This is a genomic window from Duganella sp. CY15W, assembly GCF_009857555.1.
Taxonomy (GTDB): Bacteria; Pseudomonadota; Gammaproteobacteria; order Burkholderiales; family Burkholderiaceae_D; genus Rugamonas; species Rugamonas sacchari.
Map to the genome: position 1 here is coordinate 1,023,356 of NZ_WWCQ01000002.1, position 17,348 is coordinate 1,040,703.

The 17,348-nt window shown below is 61.9% G+C and carries 15 protein-coding genes and 1 pseudogene; 12 read left to right on the forward strand and 4 right to left on the reverse strand.

The genetic code is table 11. The annotated features are described in order from the left end of the window. Positions 1 to 121 precede the first annotated feature (121 nt). From GTP58_RS31930 to GTP58_RS31380, 10 genes and pseudogenes are all read left to right on the forward strand, one after another. Positions 122 to 901: pseudogene (locus tag GTP58_RS31930) on the forward strand (ABC transporter transmembrane domain-containing protein); the annotation flags it as partial. 210 nt (positions 902 to 1,111) lie between these two features. Continuing rightward, positions 1,112 to 1,627, forward strand: a complete 516-nt coding sequence (locus GTP58_RS31935; RefSeq protein WP_373924747.1) for an ATP-binding cassette domain-containing protein — start codon at positions 1,112 to 1,114, stop codon at positions 1,625 to 1,627. Positions 1,628 to 1,671: 44 nt separating this feature from the next. Next, positions 1,672 to 2,991: an ABC transporter permease gene (locus GTP58_RS14135; RefSeq protein WP_072783323.1), complete on the forward strand. Its 1,320-nt coding sequence runs from the start codon at positions 1,672 to 1,674 to the stop codon at positions 2,989 to 2,991. An 8-nt stretch (positions 2,992 to 2,999) separates the two neighbouring features. Then, the gene (locus GTP58_RS14140) at positions 3,000 to 4,214 is read left to right on the forward strand and encodes an ABC transporter permease (RefSeq protein ID WP_161077974.1); all 1,215 of its coding nucleotides are present in this window, start codon (positions 3,000 to 3,002) and stop codon (positions 4,212 to 4,214) included. Positions 4,215 to 4,232: 18 nt separating this feature from the next. After that, positions 4,233 to 5,498 carry an efflux RND transporter periplasmic adaptor subunit gene (locus tag GTP58_RS14145; RefSeq protein ID WP_161077975.1) on the forward strand — a complete coding sequence of 422 codons (1,266 nt, stop codon included), beginning with the start codon at positions 4,233 to 4,235 and terminating at the stop codon, positions 5,496 to 5,498. 9 nt (positions 5,499 to 5,507) lie between these two features. Continuing rightward, a complete protein-coding gene (locus tag GTP58_RS14150) occupies positions 5,508 to 6,215 on the forward strand; it encodes an ABC transporter ATP-binding protein (RefSeq protein WP_161077976.1) in 708 nt (235 codons plus the stop codon). Further along, the gene (locus GTP58_RS14155; RefSeq protein WP_161077977.1) at positions 6,212 to 7,483 is read left to right on the forward strand and encodes a TolC family outer membrane protein; all 1,272 of its coding nucleotides are present in this window, start codon (positions 6,212 to 6,214) and stop codon (positions 7,481 to 7,483) included. Before GTP58_RS14150 ends, GTP58_RS14155 begins: the two co-directional genes overlap by 4 nt. Positions 7,484 to 7,768: 285 nt before the next feature. Continuing rightward, positions 7,769 to 7,846, forward strand: coding sequence for a PEP-CTERM sorting domain-containing protein (locus GTP58_RS31940; protein ID WP_373924748.1), 78 nt, complete (start codon positions 7,769 to 7,771; stop codon positions 7,844 to 7,846). Positions 7,847 to 7,881: 35 nt separating this feature from the next. Next, positions 7,882 to 8,448 (forward strand): TMEM175 family protein, encoded by a 567-nt coding sequence (locus tag GTP58_RS14160; protein WP_161078152.1) that lies wholly within the window; start codon positions 7,882 to 7,884, stop codon positions 8,446 to 8,448. A 116-nt stretch (positions 8,449 to 8,564) separates the two neighbouring features. Then, entirely contained in the window at positions 8,565 to 9,626 is a 1,062-nt protein-coding gene (locus GTP58_RS31380) for an NF038122 family metalloprotease (RefSeq protein ID WP_161077978.1), read from the forward strand. Here the strand turns inward: GTP58_RS31380 and GTP58_RS14170 are convergent. Continuing rightward, positions 9,618 to 10,070 (reverse strand): hypothetical protein, encoded by a 453-nt coding sequence (locus tag GTP58_RS14170; protein ID WP_161077979.1) that lies wholly within the window; start codon positions 10,068 to 10,070, stop codon positions 9,618 to 9,620. The two genes, GTP58_RS31380 and GTP58_RS14170, sit on opposite strands and share 9 nt — an antisense overlap. Positions 10,071 to 10,355: 285 nt before the next feature. On the opposite strand from GTP58_RS14170, the gene GTP58_RS14175 reads away from it, so the two are divergent. Together GTP58_RS14175 and GTP58_RS14180 are read left to right on the forward strand one after the other, a co-directional pair. Further along, on the forward strand, positions 10,356 to 12,479 hold the full coding sequence (locus GTP58_RS14175; protein ID WP_229215565.1) for a M3 family metallopeptidase: 2,124 nt from the start codon (positions 10,356 to 10,358) through the stop codon (positions 12,477 to 12,479). 25 nt (positions 12,480 to 12,504) lie between these two features. Beyond that, a complete protein-coding gene (locus GTP58_RS14180) occupies positions 12,505 to 14,634 on the forward strand; it encodes a M3 family metallopeptidase (protein WP_161077980.1) in 2,130 nt (709 codons plus the stop codon). Between the two features lie 27 nt (positions 14,635 to 14,661). Here the strand turns inward: GTP58_RS14180 and GTP58_RS14185 are convergent, their stop codons facing one another. From GTP58_RS14185 to GTP58_RS14195, 3 genes are read right to left on the reverse strand one after another with little or no spacing between them, the layout of a single operon-like run. After that, positions 14,662 to 15,480 carry a hypothetical protein gene (locus GTP58_RS14185; RefSeq protein WP_161077981.1) on the reverse strand — a complete coding sequence of 273 codons (819 nt, stop codon included), beginning with the start codon at positions 15,478 to 15,480 and terminating at the stop codon, positions 14,662 to 14,664. Next, complete coding sequence (locus GTP58_RS14190; protein WP_161077982.1) at positions 15,473 to 16,699, reverse strand: hypothetical protein; 1,227 nt, start codon at positions 16,697 to 16,699, stop codon at positions 15,473 to 15,475. The genes GTP58_RS14185 and GTP58_RS14190 overlap by 8 nt, the downstream gene beginning before the upstream one ends. Then, positions 16,689 to 17,306, reverse strand: a complete 618-nt coding sequence (locus GTP58_RS14195) for a PAAR domain-containing protein (protein WP_161077983.1) — start codon at positions 17,304 to 17,306, stop codon at positions 16,689 to 16,691. Before GTP58_RS14195 ends, GTP58_RS14190 begins: the two co-directional genes overlap by 11 nt. Positions 17,307 to 17,348: the final 42 nt, after the last annotated feature.

Sequence of the window (17,348 nt, forward strand, 5' to 3'; positions counted from 1 at the left end):
CAGGAACGCCACCATGCGCTTAACAGAGAACCGCCTGAAAGCCGGAACGGGGACGGCGCAACCGCCATTATCCTCGTTCCAGTGTTTCATGCTATTGCTGGGAAAATACCGCGCCCAGTATATGTGGGTAACCTTGTTTGCGGCCGTGGTCGGCGGTGGCGGCGCCATGCTCCATCCCCTGCTGCTCAAGGCGATTTTTGACGCCGTGACGGTCGATACCGACTTCAGCCGTTTTGTGTATCTGGGCGCCTACTATCTGGCGCTGGGGCTGTCCGCCAACCTGCTGAGTTATCTGCTGTCATTGTGGCAGCAAAAGCTGGATAACCAGATTGTCGCGCAGGCCAGCGAAAACCTGTTGCGCGCCTACTTCGCCAAGAATTACAGCGAGGTGATACGCAATGGCAATGGCCACTACGTCAGCCGCATCCGCTCCGATGTCAAGGATGGCCTGGTGCCGATGCTGCCGCTGGTGCGCCGCATGGCGGTCAACCTGGTGACGCTGGCCGCGCTGGTGTCGGTGCTGGTGTATATCTCGTGGCAGGCGTTCCTGGTGCTGTTTGCGATCATTCCCATCGCCACCCTGGTCAGCATTACGGTCGGCAAGAAAATCCGCGGGCTCACCAATATCGAACGCGACAAGGAAGCTGCGCTGCTGGACACGCTGACCAAATCGGTCAGCGCGTTCAAGATCATCCGTACCTTCGGCATGATCCCGCACAGCCTGTCGGTGTTTTCCGGCAAGGTGGATGAGGCACTGGAATCCGGCTACCGCAAATTCCGCGTGGTGAACGGCCTGCAAAGGGCCAGCGATGTCACCATGGTCATTTCTGACGCGTGCTGTATTTTCGTCGGCGCCTATTTCGTTTTCAACCGCACCATGACCGTGGGCGGCTACATCGGCTTCATGAATTCGTTCTGGCGTTCCGCCACCACGCTGATCGAGATCTTCCGCCAGTGGGCCGAACTGCATGGCCACAATGCCATTGCCAGCCGTCTGGTGGACTTCATCAACGCGCATGCGGACCAGCCGTATCACACCCGGGCCAACGCGGTAACGGCCGCCGACATCAGCTACGACTACGATGGCAACCACATCATCAAGGGCTTCTCGATGCATGTGCAGCCCGGACAGAAAGTGCTGATTGCCGGCCAAAATGGCTCGGGCAAAACCACGCTGGCCAATATCCTGTCGGGTTATCTGCAACCGTCGGCGGGTGAGCTGGTGCTGCCCGCGCGTATCAATGCGGTGACGCTGCCGCTGCAGTTTCCGCCCATCGTGGTGCGCGCACTGGACCTGGATCGCCAGCTGCTCCAGCGCTTCAATCTCGACACGCCCGAGCTGCTGGACGCCTATCCCGACCAGCTGTCGGCGGGGCAGCAGCAGAAGCTGGCGCTGGCGCTGGCGCTGTCGTCCGATGCCGAGCTGTACATTCTGGATGAACCCCTGGCCAACCTGGATGTGTCGAGCCGCGCGCTGGCCATGCAGGAAATTCAGCAGCGCACCGCCGGCCGCATGCTGGTGATGATCATGCACGGCGCCGACGAATATGCCGCCGTGTTTGACCAGATCTATCAACTGGGCAGCGTGCCGTTGCGGACGGACACCCTGAAGGCCGTCAACAGCTGACCTGGCGTGCCCGCATCCCTAACCATGATTGAGTTCCTGATCCCATGCTGAGTTATTACTTCCAAGTCGCCCTGCATAACACGCGGCGCAACAAGGCGCTGACGATGCTGATGATATTGGCGATTGCGGTTGGCATCGGCGCCAGCATGACCACGCTGACCGTGATGCAGCTGCTGTCCGGTGATCCGCTGCCGGGACGCAGCCAGCACCTCTATTATCCCCAGGTGGATGTCTCGCCCAAGTCCAAGGGCCGCGAACCGCTTGATGTGCTGGACTACCGCACCGCCATGGACCTGTGGAGCGCGCGGCAGGCAGACCAGCAGACGCTGGTGGCCAACAGCCAGGTCAAGCTGCGCGCGCCCGACACGGCGTTGCCGCCGCTGATGCTGGCCATGACCTCCACCACGGCCGACTTCTTCAGCATGTTCAACGTGCCATTCAAGTACGGCAAGGGCTGGAGCCAGGCCGATGACGCGGCGCGCGCGCGCGTGGCAGTGATCTCCGCCAGCCTCAACGACAAGCTGTTCGGCGGCGGCGATAGCGTCGGCCGCGTGATCCGGCTGGGCGATGCGGATGTCCGGATTGCTGGCGTGCTGGCGCCATGGCGGCCGTTCCCGCTGTTCTATCAGGTGCGCGGCGGCCGCTTTGCCAACGGTGACACGTCGGGGTTTTACGGCAAGACCGAGGATGTGTTCACGCCCTTCTCCACCAGCCTGGACGTCAATCCCGGCAATTTCCAGCCATTTACCTGCTGGGCCTCGCCGGAGCAGCCGGGCCATCTTGAACAGGCGCCGTGCGTCTGGGTGGCGCTGTGGGTGCGCCTGGACAGTCCGGCCAAGGTCGCCGCCTACCGCCACTTCCTGCAGAACTATGCCACCCAGCAGAAAGCCCAGGGCCGCATCAAACATGCCGACAATACCCGCCTGCGTTCGCTGATGCAGTGGCTGGACTTCAACCGGGTCGTGCCCAGCGATACCAAGCTGCAGACGGCGCTGGCGTTTGCCTTCCTGGCGATTTGCCTGACCAACGTGCTGAGCCTGTTGTCGGCCAAGTTCCTGCGGCATAGCGCGGAGACCGGGCTGCGCCGCGCGCTGGGCGCGACGCGCGGCTCGGTGTTCGCGCAGTGCATGGCCGAGTCCGCCATCATTGGTGTACTGGGCGGCGCGATGGGATTGCTGCTGACTCTGCTTGGCCTGTCGCTGGTGCGGCGCCAGCCGGTGCCGTATGCGGATGGTGCTTATCTGGACCTCACCATGTTCCTGTGGACCTTCGCCCTGTCCCTGCTGGTGAGCCTGCTGGCAGGCATGCTGCCGGCCTTGCGCGCCACGCTGATCCAGCCGGCGACGCAGTTGAAAACGTTATAGAGGACGCCATGCAGATCCCATACATAGTTGCGGCGCTGCGCAAGCACCGCCTCGCCACCTTCCTGATCGCACTGCAAATCTCGCTCGCGTGTGCGGTGCTGTGCAATGCCTGCTTCCTGGTGGTCCAGCGCGTCCAGTCGACGCAGATGGACAGCGGCATCGAGGAAGCCGCACTGGGCACGGTCAAACTGTCCGGCTTCACGCCGGACCAGGCGGCTGACCTTAATGCGCGCATGCTGGCCGCGTTGCAGGGAATCGCCGGCGTCGAGGCGGTCAGTGTAGTGAACATGGTGCCATTTGGCGAGCCGGTTGCCAGCGCCGGTGTGCGGCTCGACCAGGACGGCAAGCATTTTGGCGGCGTGATCGATTTTTATGTGGGCGATGCCAAGGCGGTATCAACGTTTGGCTTGCAGCTGCTGGCCGGCCGCTTGCCGCAGGCCGACGACTACACACCGATCGCCGACACGGTCCCGGCCAATCCCGTGGTGCTGATTACGCAAACCCTGGCCAGCCATTTCTGGCCCGGCCAGAACCCGGTGGGACAGCAGTTCTGGGCCATGGGTACCAGCTTCCGCGTGGCCGGCGTGGTACGTCACCTGTCGGTGGCGGCACCGGGCGGTGGCCAGAGCGCCGACCCTGACTGGGCGGTGTTTGTGCCGGCCGTTGCCGGGCCGCAGCTGGCCGGCAAATATCTGCTGCGCGGGCGGCCCGCCGATATCGCGCGCATCGTGGAAGACGCCAGGGCGGTAGCGAACCAGACGGCAACGGACGCCGTGCTGGACGTCGAACAAAGCCGTACCGTGCCGGCGCTGCGCGCCAGCTATTTCAATAGCAGCTATGTGATGGCATTGCTGCTGCTGGGCGTCTGTGTGGCATTGCTGGGCACGACTGCGCTGGGCATCGTCGGCCTGGCCAGTTTCTGGGTGACCCAGCGCAGCAAGCAGATCGGCATCCGGCGCGCGCTGGGCGCCACTACCGGCGATATCCTGCGTTATTTCCAGATCGAGAACTTCCTCATCGTGAGCCTGGGCATCGCGATCGGCATGCTGCTGGCCTATGGCCTGAACCTGGGCCTGATGCGCTTTTACGAACTGCCGCACCTGCCGCTGGCGTATTTACCGGCCGGCGCCGTGGCGCTGTGGATACTGGGCCAGCTGGCGGTGCTGGCGCCCGCGCTGCGGGCGGCGGCCATTCCGCCCATGGCCGCCATCAAGGCAGTCTGAACCTCGAATGGGCAGCCGATGATACCGGACACTTCTACTCAGGACACCCGTCTCCCCGTCGCCGCGCCGCGTACCCGCAAATGGCTGGCGCTCGGGCTGGCGGTCATGGTGCTGGCGGGCTGGCTCGCCATGCAATTGAAAGAAGCGGTGGTGGGCGGGGCCAGCGTCAGCCTCGACCGTCTGACGCTGGCCCCGGTGGAATCGGGCGACCTGACGCGCGACGTGGCCGCCGAGGGCCGCGTGGTGGCCGCCGCTGCGCCGACGCTGTATGCCGGTTCCGACGGCACTGTCACGCTGTCGGTACAGCCGGGCGATGCGGTCAAGGCCGGGCAGGCAGTGGCGCAGATCGCCAGCCCTGAACTGCAGGCCAGTCTGGCGCAGTCGCGCAGTGCGGCCGACGCGCTGAAAAGCGAATGGCTGCGTGCCCAGGCCGACGCCCGCCAGGCCCGTGCGGCGGCGGAAGCGGGCGTGCAGACCGCCGCGCTGGCGCTGACCTCCGCCGAGAATGACCTGACGCGCCAGACCCGCGCGTTCGATGCCGGCGCGGCGGCCGGCATCGCGGTCGACCAGGCGCGCGATGCGCTGGCGCGGGCCCGCATCGCCCATCAGCAGGCGATCCAGGCGCTCACGCTCAAGGACGACGCCACCCGCTTTGAACTGGCGGCCCGCCGCCAGGCCCATGAGCGTGCCGAACTGCAGGTGGCCGACTTGCAGCGCCTGCAGACCGGCCTGACGGTGCGCGCGCCTGTCGATGGCCAGGTGGGCCAGGTATTTGTGGCGGACCGCTCCTCCGTGGCCAAGGACGCCAAGCTGCTGGCGGTGATTGACCTTACCCGGCTGGAAGTCCAGATCCAGGTGGCGGAGAGCCAGGCGCGCGAGCTGGCGCCGGGCATGCTGGGCGAACTCAGCGGCAACGGCCAGCGCTGGCGCGGCCGCATCAGCAGCGTCTCGCCGGAAGTGGTGAATGGCGAGGTGGCCGCGCGGCTGCGTTTTGACGGCGCGCAGCCGGCGGCGCTGCGCCAGAACCAGCGCCTGTCGGCGCGCGTCGTGCTGGACCAGCGCGAGCGCGTGCTGCGCGTGGCGCGCGGGCCGTTTGTTGAAGAAAGCGGCGGCCACTGGGCGTATGTGGTGGTCAACCAGGTTGCCGTCAGACGTCCGGTGCGCCTCGGCGCGCAAAGCCTGACGCAGGTCGAGGTCCTGAGCGGGCTCAAGGCCGGCGACCAGGTTGTGATTGCGGGCGCCGATGTGTTCAAGGGCGCCAGCCAAGTTCAATTAATTCAGTAAGGGATTGCCATGCTTGAGATGCACCATATCGCCAAGGTGTACCGCACCGAAACGGTTGAAACCGCTGCACTGCGGGACTTCAATCTCCATGTGACGCCAGGGGAATTTGTTGCCGTTACCGGTCCTTCCGGTTCCGGCAAGAGTACCTTCCTGGGCATCGCTGGCCTGATTGAAGCGCCGAGCGGCGGCCGCTATGTGCTCGACGGCGTCGACGTCAGCCAGATGAACGACAGGCAGCGCAGCCGCCTGCGCAACCAGAAGATCGGCTTTGTTTTTCAGGCCTTCAATCTGATACCGGACCTGAACCTGCTCGACAATATCGAAGTGCCGCTCGGCTATCGTGGCCTGCGCGCGGCCGAGCGCCGCGAACTGGCACAGGCCGCGCTCGCCAAGGTCGGGCTGGCTGGCCGTGCGCGCCATTATCCCGGCCAGCTGTCCGGCGGCCAGCAGCAGCGCGTCGCGATTGCGCGCGCGCTGGCGGGCAATCCACCGCTGCTGCTGGCCGACGAACCAACCGGCAACCTGGATACCCAGATGGCCGCCGGCGTCATCGATTTGCTGCAGGAGCTGCATGCCGGCGGCGCCACCATTGTGATGGTCACCCACGACCTGCATCTGGCCGAACGCGCGCAGCGCATCGTCAAGGTCATGGACGGCCAGGCCGCCGAAGTCGCGCGTGATGCACGCCTGCACAGTGTGAGCGGCAGCGCTGCATGAGACGGTTGCTGTGCATCGGTTTGCTGGTCGTGTGTCCGCCGGTCTGGGCTGCCCTCAGTGATGACCTGCTGAGTGTTTATACCCGGGCGCGTGGCAATTATCCTGCGCTTCAGCAGGCGCAGGCCCAGGCCGGCGCCAGCAATGCCAGCGCGGATCTCAACCGCGCACCGCTGCTGCCGCAATGGACGCTCAGCGTCACGCCCCGGCAAACGGCAGGGGTGAACAGCAATAACGCCAGCAGCCAGATCACGCAGAGCATTGTCAATCTGGCGGCGCTCGACACCTGGCGTGCGGCGCGCGCCGATGCCCAGGCGCAGGCAGCCACGCTGCGCGCGGCCGAGCAGGCCCTGGTGGCTGAGGTGGCGGTGCGCTATTTCGCCCTGCTCAGCGCGCAAAGCCAGCTCGATACCTTGTCCGCCAACGAGGCAGCGGTCGCGGAGCTGGTCAGGCAGAGCAAGGTGCGCGTGGCCGAGCGCCTCACGGCGGCGGTGGACGTCGACCAGGCGCGCGCCTATCTCGGTCTGGCCCAGGCCGCCACGCAGCAGGCCAGGGAAGCGCTGGCGGATGCCAATCAGGCGGTCCAGGAACTCACGGGCGAAGCGCCGTTGCCGCTCAAGCCGCTGCGCCAGGGCTTCCAGCCGGCCATGCCGCAACCTGCTGACGCCCCGGCCTGGGTCACGGAAGCGCTGGCTGACAACCCGGTGCTGCAATCAGGGAAGGAACTTGTGCTGGCATCGGAAGCGCGTATCAAGGCCGCGCGCGCAGCCAACCTGCCGACCCTGGGATTGAGCTTCAGCACCGACCGCGGACCGGTGAATGGCGCGGCCGGCAGCCGCCAGGTGACCACCAATACCGTCGGGCTGACACTGAACGTGCCGATTGTGGCAGGCGGTGCGACGTTTGCCGCGACCCGGCAGGCGCTCTACAACCGCGACGCCGCCAGTGCCCAATTCGAAGCCAGCCGCCGCAGCATTGTGCGCAATGTCGAAGCGCAGCTGCAGGCCGTGCGCGGCAGCGTGGCGGAGATCGCCATCGCGGAGCCGGGCGCGGAAGCAGCCGAGCGCGCCCTGTCCGCCAGCCGTGCCGGCCATCAGTACGGCACCCGTACCCTGACCGATGTGCTGAATGCGATCCAGACCAATGGCCAGGCGCAACTGCAGCTGACGCAGGCCCGTCATCGTCATCTGGTGGCGCTGCTGCAGCTCAAGCAGGCCGTGGGACGGCTGAGTGTTGATGATCTCGTGGCGGTGAACGCCCTGCTGGAATAGGGGCGTTGCCGTTGCGCTCACTCCAGCGGCGGCAGCACTAAAATTTATTTGTATTAAATTTTTCCAGTGCAAATTAATTTTCTCGGTGACGTCTGACTATGTTGCCGGCGATGGCCTGGGCGTGCTGTACGAGCAGGCTTCCAATAACACTGCGCCCGCGCGTACCCGCGCGCGACTGAACTTGTTCGACTCTGCCAGCGGGTGACGTATGTCTGGGCAACGCCAGACCGCAGCGTGGGCTTGTTTGTGAATGCAAACCTTGATACTCTGACCAGGGTGAGCGCGGTGCCGGAACCATACACATGGTCCCTGTTCGCCATCGGTGCGGCCGTACTGGCGGGCGCGACGCGCATAAGGAACTGAACAGGCAGGTGCAAGCCATCATTAAGGAGCCATCGTTGGGCAAGGGCAGGCTGGAAGCATTTAGCGATGGCGTCATCGCGATCATTATTACCATCATGGTGCTGGAACTGAAGGTGCCGCATGGCGACAACCTGGATGCACTGCTGCCACTGTTCCCGGTGTTCCTGAGCTATGTGCTGAGCTTTATTTACGTCGGCATCTACTGGAACAACCACCATCACCTGATCCACATGGTGTCCCAAACCACGGGCGGGGCGTTGTGGGGCAATCTGCACCTGCTGTTCTGGCTGTCGCTGATACCGTTTGTGACGGGCTGGATGGGCGAGAACCATTTCTCCTCGCTGCCGGTGGCCTGCTACGGCTTCGTGCTGTTCATGAGCAGCATCGCCTACATGATGCTGGCGCTGTGCCTTGAAAAGAACAATCCAGCGCTGAAGGCGGCGCTGGGCAGCGACCGCAAAGGCAAGCTGTCCACCTTCCTTTACCTGATCGGCATAGGCGCCTCCTTCTTGCACCCGATGGCTGGGTTTGCCGTCTATGTGCTGGTAGCGGCGATCTGGTTCATTCCTGACCGCCGGATCGAAACCCGCACCAAAGGCTGACGCTACCGTTGATAGCATATCGCATAGAAATTATTAGTTAGACATCTGCCGTAGATGATCACACAATCGAACTGTTTCACTGGCAAAAATAATAATTCCAACTAGGGGATTCGACCATGAAGCAGTTCATCCAGCGCCCGCTGCTGGCGGGTGCGCTCGGCCTTGCCTTTCTGACGCCTGCCCAGGCAGTGACCTTTGTTCTCAATGATGTGTCCACCGGCGGCATGAGTGCCCAGCAGTTGGCTGGCTTTCAGGCCGCTGCCAATTTCTGGTCAGGCAAGCTGACCGATAACGTCACAGTGTACCTGGACATCGGCTTTAATAACCTGGGCCAGAACATCCTGGGCAGTACCAGTTCCAACTTCGTCACCACGAGCTACAGCAATGTACGCACGGCGCTGCAGCTCGATGCCACGTCGTCGCTGGATCACACAGCCGTGAGCCACCTGCAGTCCGGCTCGGCGCTGACCTTCATGGCCACCCAGGGCGATGGCAGTTCGCGCCTGGACAACGACGGCTCGGTCAACAATCTCTCTCTGGGCATGACGACCGCCAATGCCAAGGCGATGGGATTCGCGGTCGGCACCAGCACCGCCGCGCCGGACGCCAGCATCGTGTTTGCCAATGCCTATGCCGGGGATTTTTCCTATTCGCGCGTGGGTGGCACGCCAGGCAACAAGGTGGACTTCATTACCGTGGCCGAGCATGAAATCGGCCATGCGCTGGGCTTTACCTCAGGCGTGGACGATATCGATTACTGCATGGCGCCGCGCAGCGGTTCCGCCTGTGGCATCAGCAACACCGCCAGCCGCTTTGAGAACGACTGGTGGTATGAGCCACTGGACCTGTACCGCTATTCGGCGCCTGGCGTGGCGGATGTGCGCGTTGGTGGCACGCCATACTTCTCGGTTAACGGCGGCATCACCAGCATCGCCGCGTTTTCCACCGGCACCGAGCATGGCGACGGCTGGCAAGCCAGCCACTTCGGCCCCAACCAGGTCAATCTGATGCGGCCATTTGTCGGCAATGGCCAGTCCTACGATGCCAGCTCGCGCGACCTGGCTGCCATGGATGCCATCGGCTGGGACCTGGCGGCGCCGGTGCCCGAACCGCAAACCTGGGCCATGCTGTTGGCCGGCCTGGGGCTGGTTGGCTGGATGCGCCGCCGCTCAGCGTGAATCGCACTGATCGGCAATGCGGGTCCAGCGGCTCACTCCGCTGCCGCGTTTGGTGGGCTGCTTGCCCGGCGTGCCCCACGCTGCCTCGGTTGTGATCTGCCAGTGCGTGCTGTCGCTGCGCTGGATCGTATTGCTGATGCGGCCAAGCGGGCATTGCGCCACCAGCACCAGGCTGTCGCCAGTTATCGTGCCTGGCACCGGTTGACAGCTGGCGCCTGGCACCGTCGGCGGCAGCACCGGCGCAGTGCCGTCCTGCGCCGGAATACATACGGTGGCGCGGCGCTCTTCACTGCGCTGCGCGTGTTCGCCCACCGGAAAACGCCGGGGACCGAAATTGTTATCACGCTCGACGCGGTACAGGCCGGGCGGCGGCATGATGTCATCTGCCGCCTGGGCTGTGGCCAGCAGGCCCGCGAGCACAACAGCAGTGTAGTGAAAACGCATGATCTCCCCCTGGTTTTGCTTTTAATGTAATTTTTACTCCGATTAAAGTCAATTGCAGGAAGTGGATATTGCACTGGCGCATGCCCTATTTCGTCTCGTTTTTGATGGAAATTTTCTATCGGACAAATTATTGTTCGGAAAATGGTTGGTGAATCCGGGAAAGTGCAGTGCAGCATTTTTTGCAAGTGACCCCGCCGCAGCGCGCTGCTATGATCTGGCGCTTCCATGCTGCGTTTTTAATCCTGTCAGCATTTTTCCTGCCCTTCAGAAGAGAAAGAGATCTTCATGACCCGTCCTCATATGCTTGTCATTGCCGCCGCCCTGGGTGTGGCGTTTTCGCAAACCGTCCTGGCTGCGCCGGCCGCCGCGCTGGCTGGCAATCCGCTGGCCACGGCCAGTGCGCTGCCGTTCCACTATCCAGCGTTCGACAAGATCAAGGACGAGCATTTCCTGCCGGCGTTTAACGAAGGCATGCGCGTGCAACTGAAGGAGATCGATGCCATCGCCAACAGCAAGGCAGCACCGAGCTTCGACAACACCATCGTCGCCATGGAAAAATCGGGCCAGCTGCTAACCCGCGTGCAGACCGTTTTCTACAATCTGCAAGGCGCCAACACCAACGACAAGCTGGATGCCATCGATAGCGAAATGTCGCCCAAGCTGGCCGCCCATTCGGACGCCATCTACCTGAACCCCAAACTGTGGGCGCGCGTAAAGTCGCTGTACGAAAAACGTGACGCGCTGAAGCTGGACGCCGAAGCCAAGCACCTGCTGGAGCGCTACCACACGGACTTCATCCGCGCCGGCGCCAACCTGTCGGTGGCCGATAAGGAAAAACTGAAAGCCGTCAACGGCACCATCGCCAAACTGCAAACCACGTTCACCCAGAACGTGCTGAAGGAAACCAATGCCTCCGGCTTGGTGGTGGACACGCGTGAAGAGCTGGCCGGCATGAGCGCCGCCGCGATTGACGCTGCCGCCGCTGCCGCCAAGACCAAGGGCCTGGACGGCAAATTCTTCGTCGCCGTGGTCAACACCTCGGGCCAGCCACCGCTGGCAGAACTCACCAACCGCGCTACCCGCGAGAAGCTGATGGCGCTGTCGCTGGCACGCGGCAGCCATGGCGGTGAATTCGACAACCGCGAGGTGGTGCTGAAGATCGCCAAGGCCCGCGCCGAGAAAGCCACGCTGCTGGGCTACGAAAACTTCGCCGCCTACTCGCTGGAAGACCAGACCGCGCACGACACCGCCTCCGTCAACAAGCTGCTGACCGAACTGGCCAAGCCGGCCGTCAGCAACGCGAAGAAAGAAGCGGCCGACCTGCAAGCCGTGGTCGATGCGGAAAAAGGCGGCTTCCAGATCGGCGCTGCCGACTGGGCCTTCTACACCGACAAGGTACGCGCACAGCGCTTCGCCTTCGACGAGAACCAGCTCAAGCCTTACTTTGAACTCGACAACGTGCTGACCAACGGCGTGTTCTACGCGGCGAACAAGCTGTATGGCCTGTCGTTCAAGGAACGCAAGGATCTGCCGGTGTACAACCCGGATGTGCGCGTGTTCGACGTGTTTGATGCGGACGGCAAGCAGCTGGCCATCTTCCTGGCCGATATGTACGCCCGCTCCAACAAGCAGGGGGGCGCCTGGATGAACGAGTACGTGTCGCAGTCGTCGCTGATGGGCACCCACTCGGTGGTAGCCAATCACCTCAACATTCCCAAGCCGCCAGCAGGCGAGCCGACGCTGCTGACCTACGATGAAGTAAAGACCGCCTTCCACGAATTCGGCCACGCGCTGCATGGCATGTTCTCCAACGTGAAGTACCCGCACTTCTCCGGCACCAGCGTGCCGCGCGACTTCGTGGAATATCCGTCGCAAGTCAACGAGATGTGGGCCGTGTGGCCTGAAGTGCTGGGCAACTACGCCAAGCATTACAAGACCGGCGCGCCGATGCCGAAGGAACTGCTGGACAAGGTGATCGCCTCGAAGAAATTCAACCAGGGCTTCATGACCACCGAATACCTGTCCGCATCGCTGCTGGACCAGCGCTGGCACCAGCTGACGCCAGCGCAGATCCCGACCGATGTGCTGGGCTTTGAAGCGCAGTCGCTGAAGGACATGGGCGTGGACTTCGCGCCGGTGCCGCCACGCTACCGCACCACCTATTTCTCGCACAGCTTCTCCGGCGGTTATTCGGCAGGCTACTACGCCTATCTGTGGTCCGAGAAACTGGATGCAGACACCGTGGAATGGTTCAAGGAAAACGGCGGCCTGCAGCGCAAGAACGGCGACTGGTTCCGTGCCAAGCTGCTGTCGCGCGGCGGTACCGATGACGCCATGAACCTGTTCCGCAACTTCCGCGGCCGCGATCCTGTGATCGAGCCGCTGCTGGAACGCCGTGGCCTGAAATAATATAAATAGTTTATAAGGATAAGTAATGAATCGCACCAACGTCATTATCGCCGCCAGCGTAGCGGCAGTTTTCAGCGTCGCCCACGCGGCGGAACCGGCCTCGCTGCTGCCGGCGTCGAACCCGTTCGCCAAGGCCAGCACCCTGCCGTTCGGCTATCCAGCCTTCGACAAGATCAAGAACGAAGACTACGCGCCGGCATTTGAAGAAGGCATGCGTCAGAACGCGGCGGAAATCGAGGCCATCGCCAACAACAAGAAGCCGGCCACGTTTGACAACACCATCGTGGCGATGGAAAAATCCGGCCAGTTGCTGAACCGCGTATCGACCGTGTTCTACAGCCTGTCCGGCGCCAACACCAACGACACGTTCAAGGCGCTGGAGCGCGACCTTTCGCCGAAGCTGGCTGCGCATAACGATGCGATCCGCCTGAACGGCAAGCTGTATGCGCGCATCAAGTCACTGTACGACAAGCGCGACAAGCTGCACCTGGATGCGGAATCCAAGTACCTGCTGGAGCGCTACCACACCGACTTCGTGCGTGCTGGCGCCAAGCTGTCGGATGCCGACAAGCAGAAGCTGAAAACCATGAACGCCGAACTGGCCAAGCTGCAAACCACCTTCACGCAAAACGTGCAGGAAGAGGCCAATGCATCGGCGCTGGTGGTCGATACGCGCGAAGAGCTGGCCGGCATGTCCGACAAGGCGATTGATGCCGCAGCGGCGACGGCCAAAGCCAAGGGCCAGGACGGCAAGTTCCTGATCCCGGTGGTGAACACCACCGGCCAGGCCAGCCTGTCCGTGCTGACCAACCGCGCCGTGCGTGAAAAACTGATGGCCTTGTCGCAGGCGCGCGGCAGCCACGGCGGCCCGTACGACAACACCCAGGTGGTGCTGGCTATGGTCAAGCTGCGCGCGGAAAAAGCCGCGCTGATGGGCTATCCGAACTTCGCCGCGTATGCGCTGGAAGACCAGACCGCGCACGATACCGAAGCCGTCAACAAGATCCTGGCCGAGCTGACCCGCCCTGCCGTCGCCAATGCCAAGAAGGAAGGCGCCGAGATCCAGCAGGCCATCGACAAAGCCCATGGCGGCTTCCAGCTGGCGTCCTACGACTGGTCGTTCTACAGCGACAAGGTCAAGGCCGAACGCTTCAACTTCGACCAGAACGAACTGCGTCCCTACTTCGAACTCAATAACGTGCTGACCAACGGCGTGTTCTTCGCCGCGAACAAGGTGTACGGCCTGTCGTTCAAGGAGCGCAAGGACCTGCCGGTGTACGACCCGGACGTGCGCGTGTTCGATGTGTTTGACGCCGATGGCAAGCAGCTGGCCATCTTCATCGCCGACATGTACGCGCGCTCCAACAAGCGTGGCGGCGCCTGGATGAATGCCTACGTCTCGCAATCCTCGCTGATGGGTACCCATCCGGTGGTGGCCAATCACCTCAACATTCCAAAACCGAATGCGGGCGAGCCGACGCTGCTGACCTACGATGAACTGCGCACCATGTTCCATGAATTCGGCCACGCGCTGCATGGCATGTTCTCCAACGTGAAGTACCCGCGCTTTGCCGGCACCCGCGTGCCGCGCGATTACGTCGAGTTCCCATCGCAGGTCAACGAGATGTGGTCGGTGTGGCCGGAAGTGCTGGCCAACTACGCCAAGCATTATCAGACCGGCGCGCCGATGCCGAAAGAGCTGCTGGACAAGGTGGTCGCGGCGAAGAAATTCAACGAAGGCTTCCGCACCACCGAGTACCTGGCCGCGTCCATCCTGGACCAGAAATGGCACCAGCTGGGCGTATCGCAGATCCCGACCGACGTGCTGGGCTTCGAGGCTGCCGCGTTGAAATCGGCCGGTGTTGATTACGCCCCGGTGCCGCCGCGCTACCGCACCACCTACTTCTCGCACACCTTCGCCGGTGGCTACTCGGCTGGCTATTACGGCTACGTGTGGGCTGAGAAGCTGGACGCCGATGCGGTGGAATGGTTCGTCGAAAACGGCGGCATGCAGCGCAAGAACGGCGACTACTTCCGCAAGATGCTGCTGTCCAAAGGCGGCACCATGGACGCCATGCAGATGTACCGCAACTTCCGCGGCCGCGACGCCAAGATCGAACCGCTGCTGGAACGCCGTGGTCTGACTGAGAAGTAATCCGCTGTGACCGGAGGCTGGCGTCAGCTAGTCTTCGGTTTCTCTATCGGGATACTCCGGCTGTGTGGCGGGAGCGACAGGTATGGGGTAGCGGTGCTTGCGGGCCCATGTCCGGATGTCAGGAATAACACCGGGCTGTTCGCCGGATGGACATTCATGCAGGCACAGCCAGGTTTTACGGTGCATGCCGATCACTGGTTTTGGGGTGTCTCCAAACCCCGCCCAGCCCATAAAGCGGCCGATAAAATTGCCACGCTCACCATAGGATGTAACGTCGATATAGGGACGTTGCGCGCGATGGAGTTGGGCGGTCCACTCACGGCAACCAAAGCCACCGACTAGCGGTGTGTATGTCACCAGCCGACCATAACGGCGGCGATCAACCTGGGTACAAGGTGCTGGAAGATAGTGCACTGATTCGGAGTCGGACTCCGCCCAGTCTGCAAAATAATATGGTTTGCCATGCAGATCATCACGATTGACCAGTGCCAGTAGCGCGTTTGGTCTGTGCATCCCCTGAAACCGGGATAGCAAGGGATGTTGGCTGATTACCCTACCTGTGCGGTCGAATTGAAGCACGACTATGGCGGTTCCTGAATTGAAGACTGTCGTCGGTGTCAGCAATTCATCGGACTCCAGGTAGTCATTCTCGTTGTGACTTCGCAGGACATCCGCATTTTCATGCGCCGCTTTCATCGCGATTTGTCGAAAATTTCTGGCTGTATCGACAAACAGCACATATCGTATTTTCCAGGTAGGGGATTTGTCAGGCGGTGTACTGGGAGGTACGGCTGTCGTGCATATGGGCAGCAGGCACAAGAGCGCAAAGAGGCCATATTTATTCATAAATCTTCGGCTCCCTGACGGTTATATGAAGGTGATTTGCGTGGATTTTTTCTTCCCCGCTTTGCTGTTCGTTGCTGTGGCGGGAGCCAGGCTGTAGCGCGATGTACCAGGGATCTAAAATTTGCCGAACCAATTTATGCTTGGCTAAAGATTCACGCATCTGCTGCATGAGACTGGGCTCATTCGCTTGAAGCTCCTTCTCCCAGGCGACGCGGGCGATATCGCTGGCTTGAGTCGCGCCTGGGTCTTTTTTATGTTGTCGAGCCATCGCCTTTTTTTCCTGATGCTGCTGATGTAGCGCCTTTTCCTTATCGCTCACATTGGGATTGTGCGATGGCCCCTTATCATTCAACCCAGCCCGATTAATTTTTACCTTTTGCTGAGTATTGGTCAGGAAATCCACGTCCAGCCCCAGACCTGCGCGATGCACGATGGAACCTAATGAGGGCCGCCAGCAAGAGGTAATGTGCAGCTCGGTGATGCCTGCTTTGCGGGCTACGCTGAACAGCGCCGCAAACGTAAGTGGATGCGTCCGTGGCAACACGTCGGAGAGAAAAGAGCACGAGGTGATGTTGTTATGGGGGTTTTCCTGCTTGATCAGGCTGACACACAGCATCCCGCCTTCGTCCATGAGCGGTATATCCAGCTTGCCGGCGCTTAATCCACGATAAATGCCGCATACGGCTTTACGGATCGCAGGTTCCATGTCGTCTGGTAACAGATCGTTTGCTTCTGCTTCAGTGTATCGATGTGAAATGGCCATCCAGATATCGCCGGTTAGCAAGGCTTCATAACGGTCGACTGGCGGCGAACCGGGCTGGTTGGGCGCTTGTGTTTGCGCTTCACCGACAACCGGTTTAGCGTTGTGCGTTTTACCTGTTTTCTCGGTAATATTTACCAGCACATCGTGTTCTTTGACGTCCACAGCGTAGACAGGTGTACGGCGATGAGCCGGATGCACATCGCTGTTGAGATACAGCGCAACGCTGCTGCCAGCGCTGACAATCACGCTGATCTTGCGACTGGCTTTATTGAGTCTCCGCGGTTTGTCTGGAGACAGGACTGTGCCGTCAACAATCACCGTATAAGGCAACTCCAGGTCAGGATTGGTTGCGCTGGTATCGAACTGATAGCAGACGGTACGTTTTGCGCAGACGGGGACGATGGTCGTTGTAGCGTCGGCGGCGAGCTGGCAGGCGTGGGGCTGGTCACTCATCATAACTCTCCGTTTCCCAGTACAGCTTGACGGTGTCCGGATGGCTGCTGGTGACGCGCTGGGTATTGCCGTCCTGGCCGGTCTTGCCGCGAATGACGCTGCCGTCGGCAAGTTCGATGCGATAGGGGCGGCCGGAAACGGGCTGGCCGGTCCGTTCATCGACTGCACGGAAGGCGCCGCTGTACTGGCCTTGCTGGCCGCCGGTGACAGCGCCCTGCGCTTCACCCTGGCGGTCGTTGCACTGGCCATCATCGCTACCGCCATCGTCCACCACCATCTGCTGCTGGGTGGCGATGAGTTTGGCGCCGCACGCGGTTTTCATGCCGTCCAGTGCGGTGCCGCGGCCGGCGTAGGTGTGGCGGGCCAGGCCTTCGCTGATCGGATAGTTGCCTTTGCATTGGGGGCAGAACGTCATGTGGCCGATGTGCGCCACGGCGCGGCCGTTGGTGGTGACCAGTTCGTTGCCTTCGAGGACGGTGCCGCCGTGTGAAGTCGGGTCGCCTTTGCAGATGACTGCACGCAGCATTTCCTTCTCCCAGGGAAACAAAAACTCACTGTAGGTGGGCCGCTGCACGCTCATGTTGATCTGGCGCAGGCTGGAGCGTCGCATTTCGCTATCTTTGCGAGTAAGATCAACACTGGCGTTTTAACC

Bases quoted from the DNA above. Each gene is read 5' to 3' on its own strand.
- GTP58_RS31935 (WP_373924747.1), top strand. From the start codon at position 1,112: ATGCATGTGCAGCCCGGACAGAAAGTGCTGATTGCCGGCCAAAATGGC.
- GTP58_RS14190 (WP_161077982.1), bottom strand. From the start codon at position 16,699: ATGATGAGTGACCAGCCCCACGCCTGCCAGCTCGCCGCCGACGCTACA.
- GTP58_RS14155 (WP_161077977.1), top strand. From the start codon at position 6,212: ATGAGACGGTTGCTGTGCATCGGTTTGCTGGTCGTGTGTCCGCCGGTC.
- GTP58_RS14185 (WP_161077981.1), bottom strand. From the start codon at position 15,480: ATGAATAAATATGGCCTCTTTGCGCTCTTGTGCCTGCTGCCCATATGC.
- GTP58_RS31380 (WP_161077978.1), top strand. From the start codon at position 8,565: ATGAAGCAGTTCATCCAGCGCCCGCTGCTGGCGGGTGCGCTCGGCCTT.
- GTP58_RS14195 (WP_161077983.1), bottom strand. From the start codon at position 17,306: ATGCGACGCTCCAGCCTGCGCCAGATCAACATGAGCGTGCAGCGGCCC.
- GTP58_RS14150 (WP_161077976.1), top strand. From the start codon at position 5,508: ATGCTTGAGATGCACCATATCGCCAAGGTGTACCGCACCGAAACGGTT.
- GTP58_RS14145 (WP_161077975.1), top strand. From the start codon at position 4,233: ATGATACCGGACACTTCTACTCAGGACACCCGTCTCCCCGTCGCCGCG.
- GTP58_RS14175 (WP_229215565.1), top strand. From the start codon at position 10,356: ATGACCCGTCCTCATATGCTTGTCATTGCCGCCGCCCTGGGTGTGGCG.
- GTP58_RS14180 (WP_161077980.1), top strand. From the start codon at position 12,505: ATGAATCGCACCAACGTCATTATCGCCGCCAGCGTAGCGGCAGTTTTC.
- GTP58_RS14135 (WP_072783323.1), top strand. From the start codon at position 1,672: ATGCTGAGTTATTACTTCCAAGTCGCCCTGCATAACACGCGGCGCAAC.
- GTP58_RS14140 (WP_161077974.1), top strand. From the start codon at position 3,000: ATGCAGATCCCATACATAGTTGCGGCGCTGCGCAAGCACCGCCTCGCC.
- GTP58_RS14170 (WP_161077979.1), bottom strand. From the start codon at position 10,070: ATGCGTTTTCACTACACTGCTGTTGTGCTCGCGGGCCTGCTGGCCACA.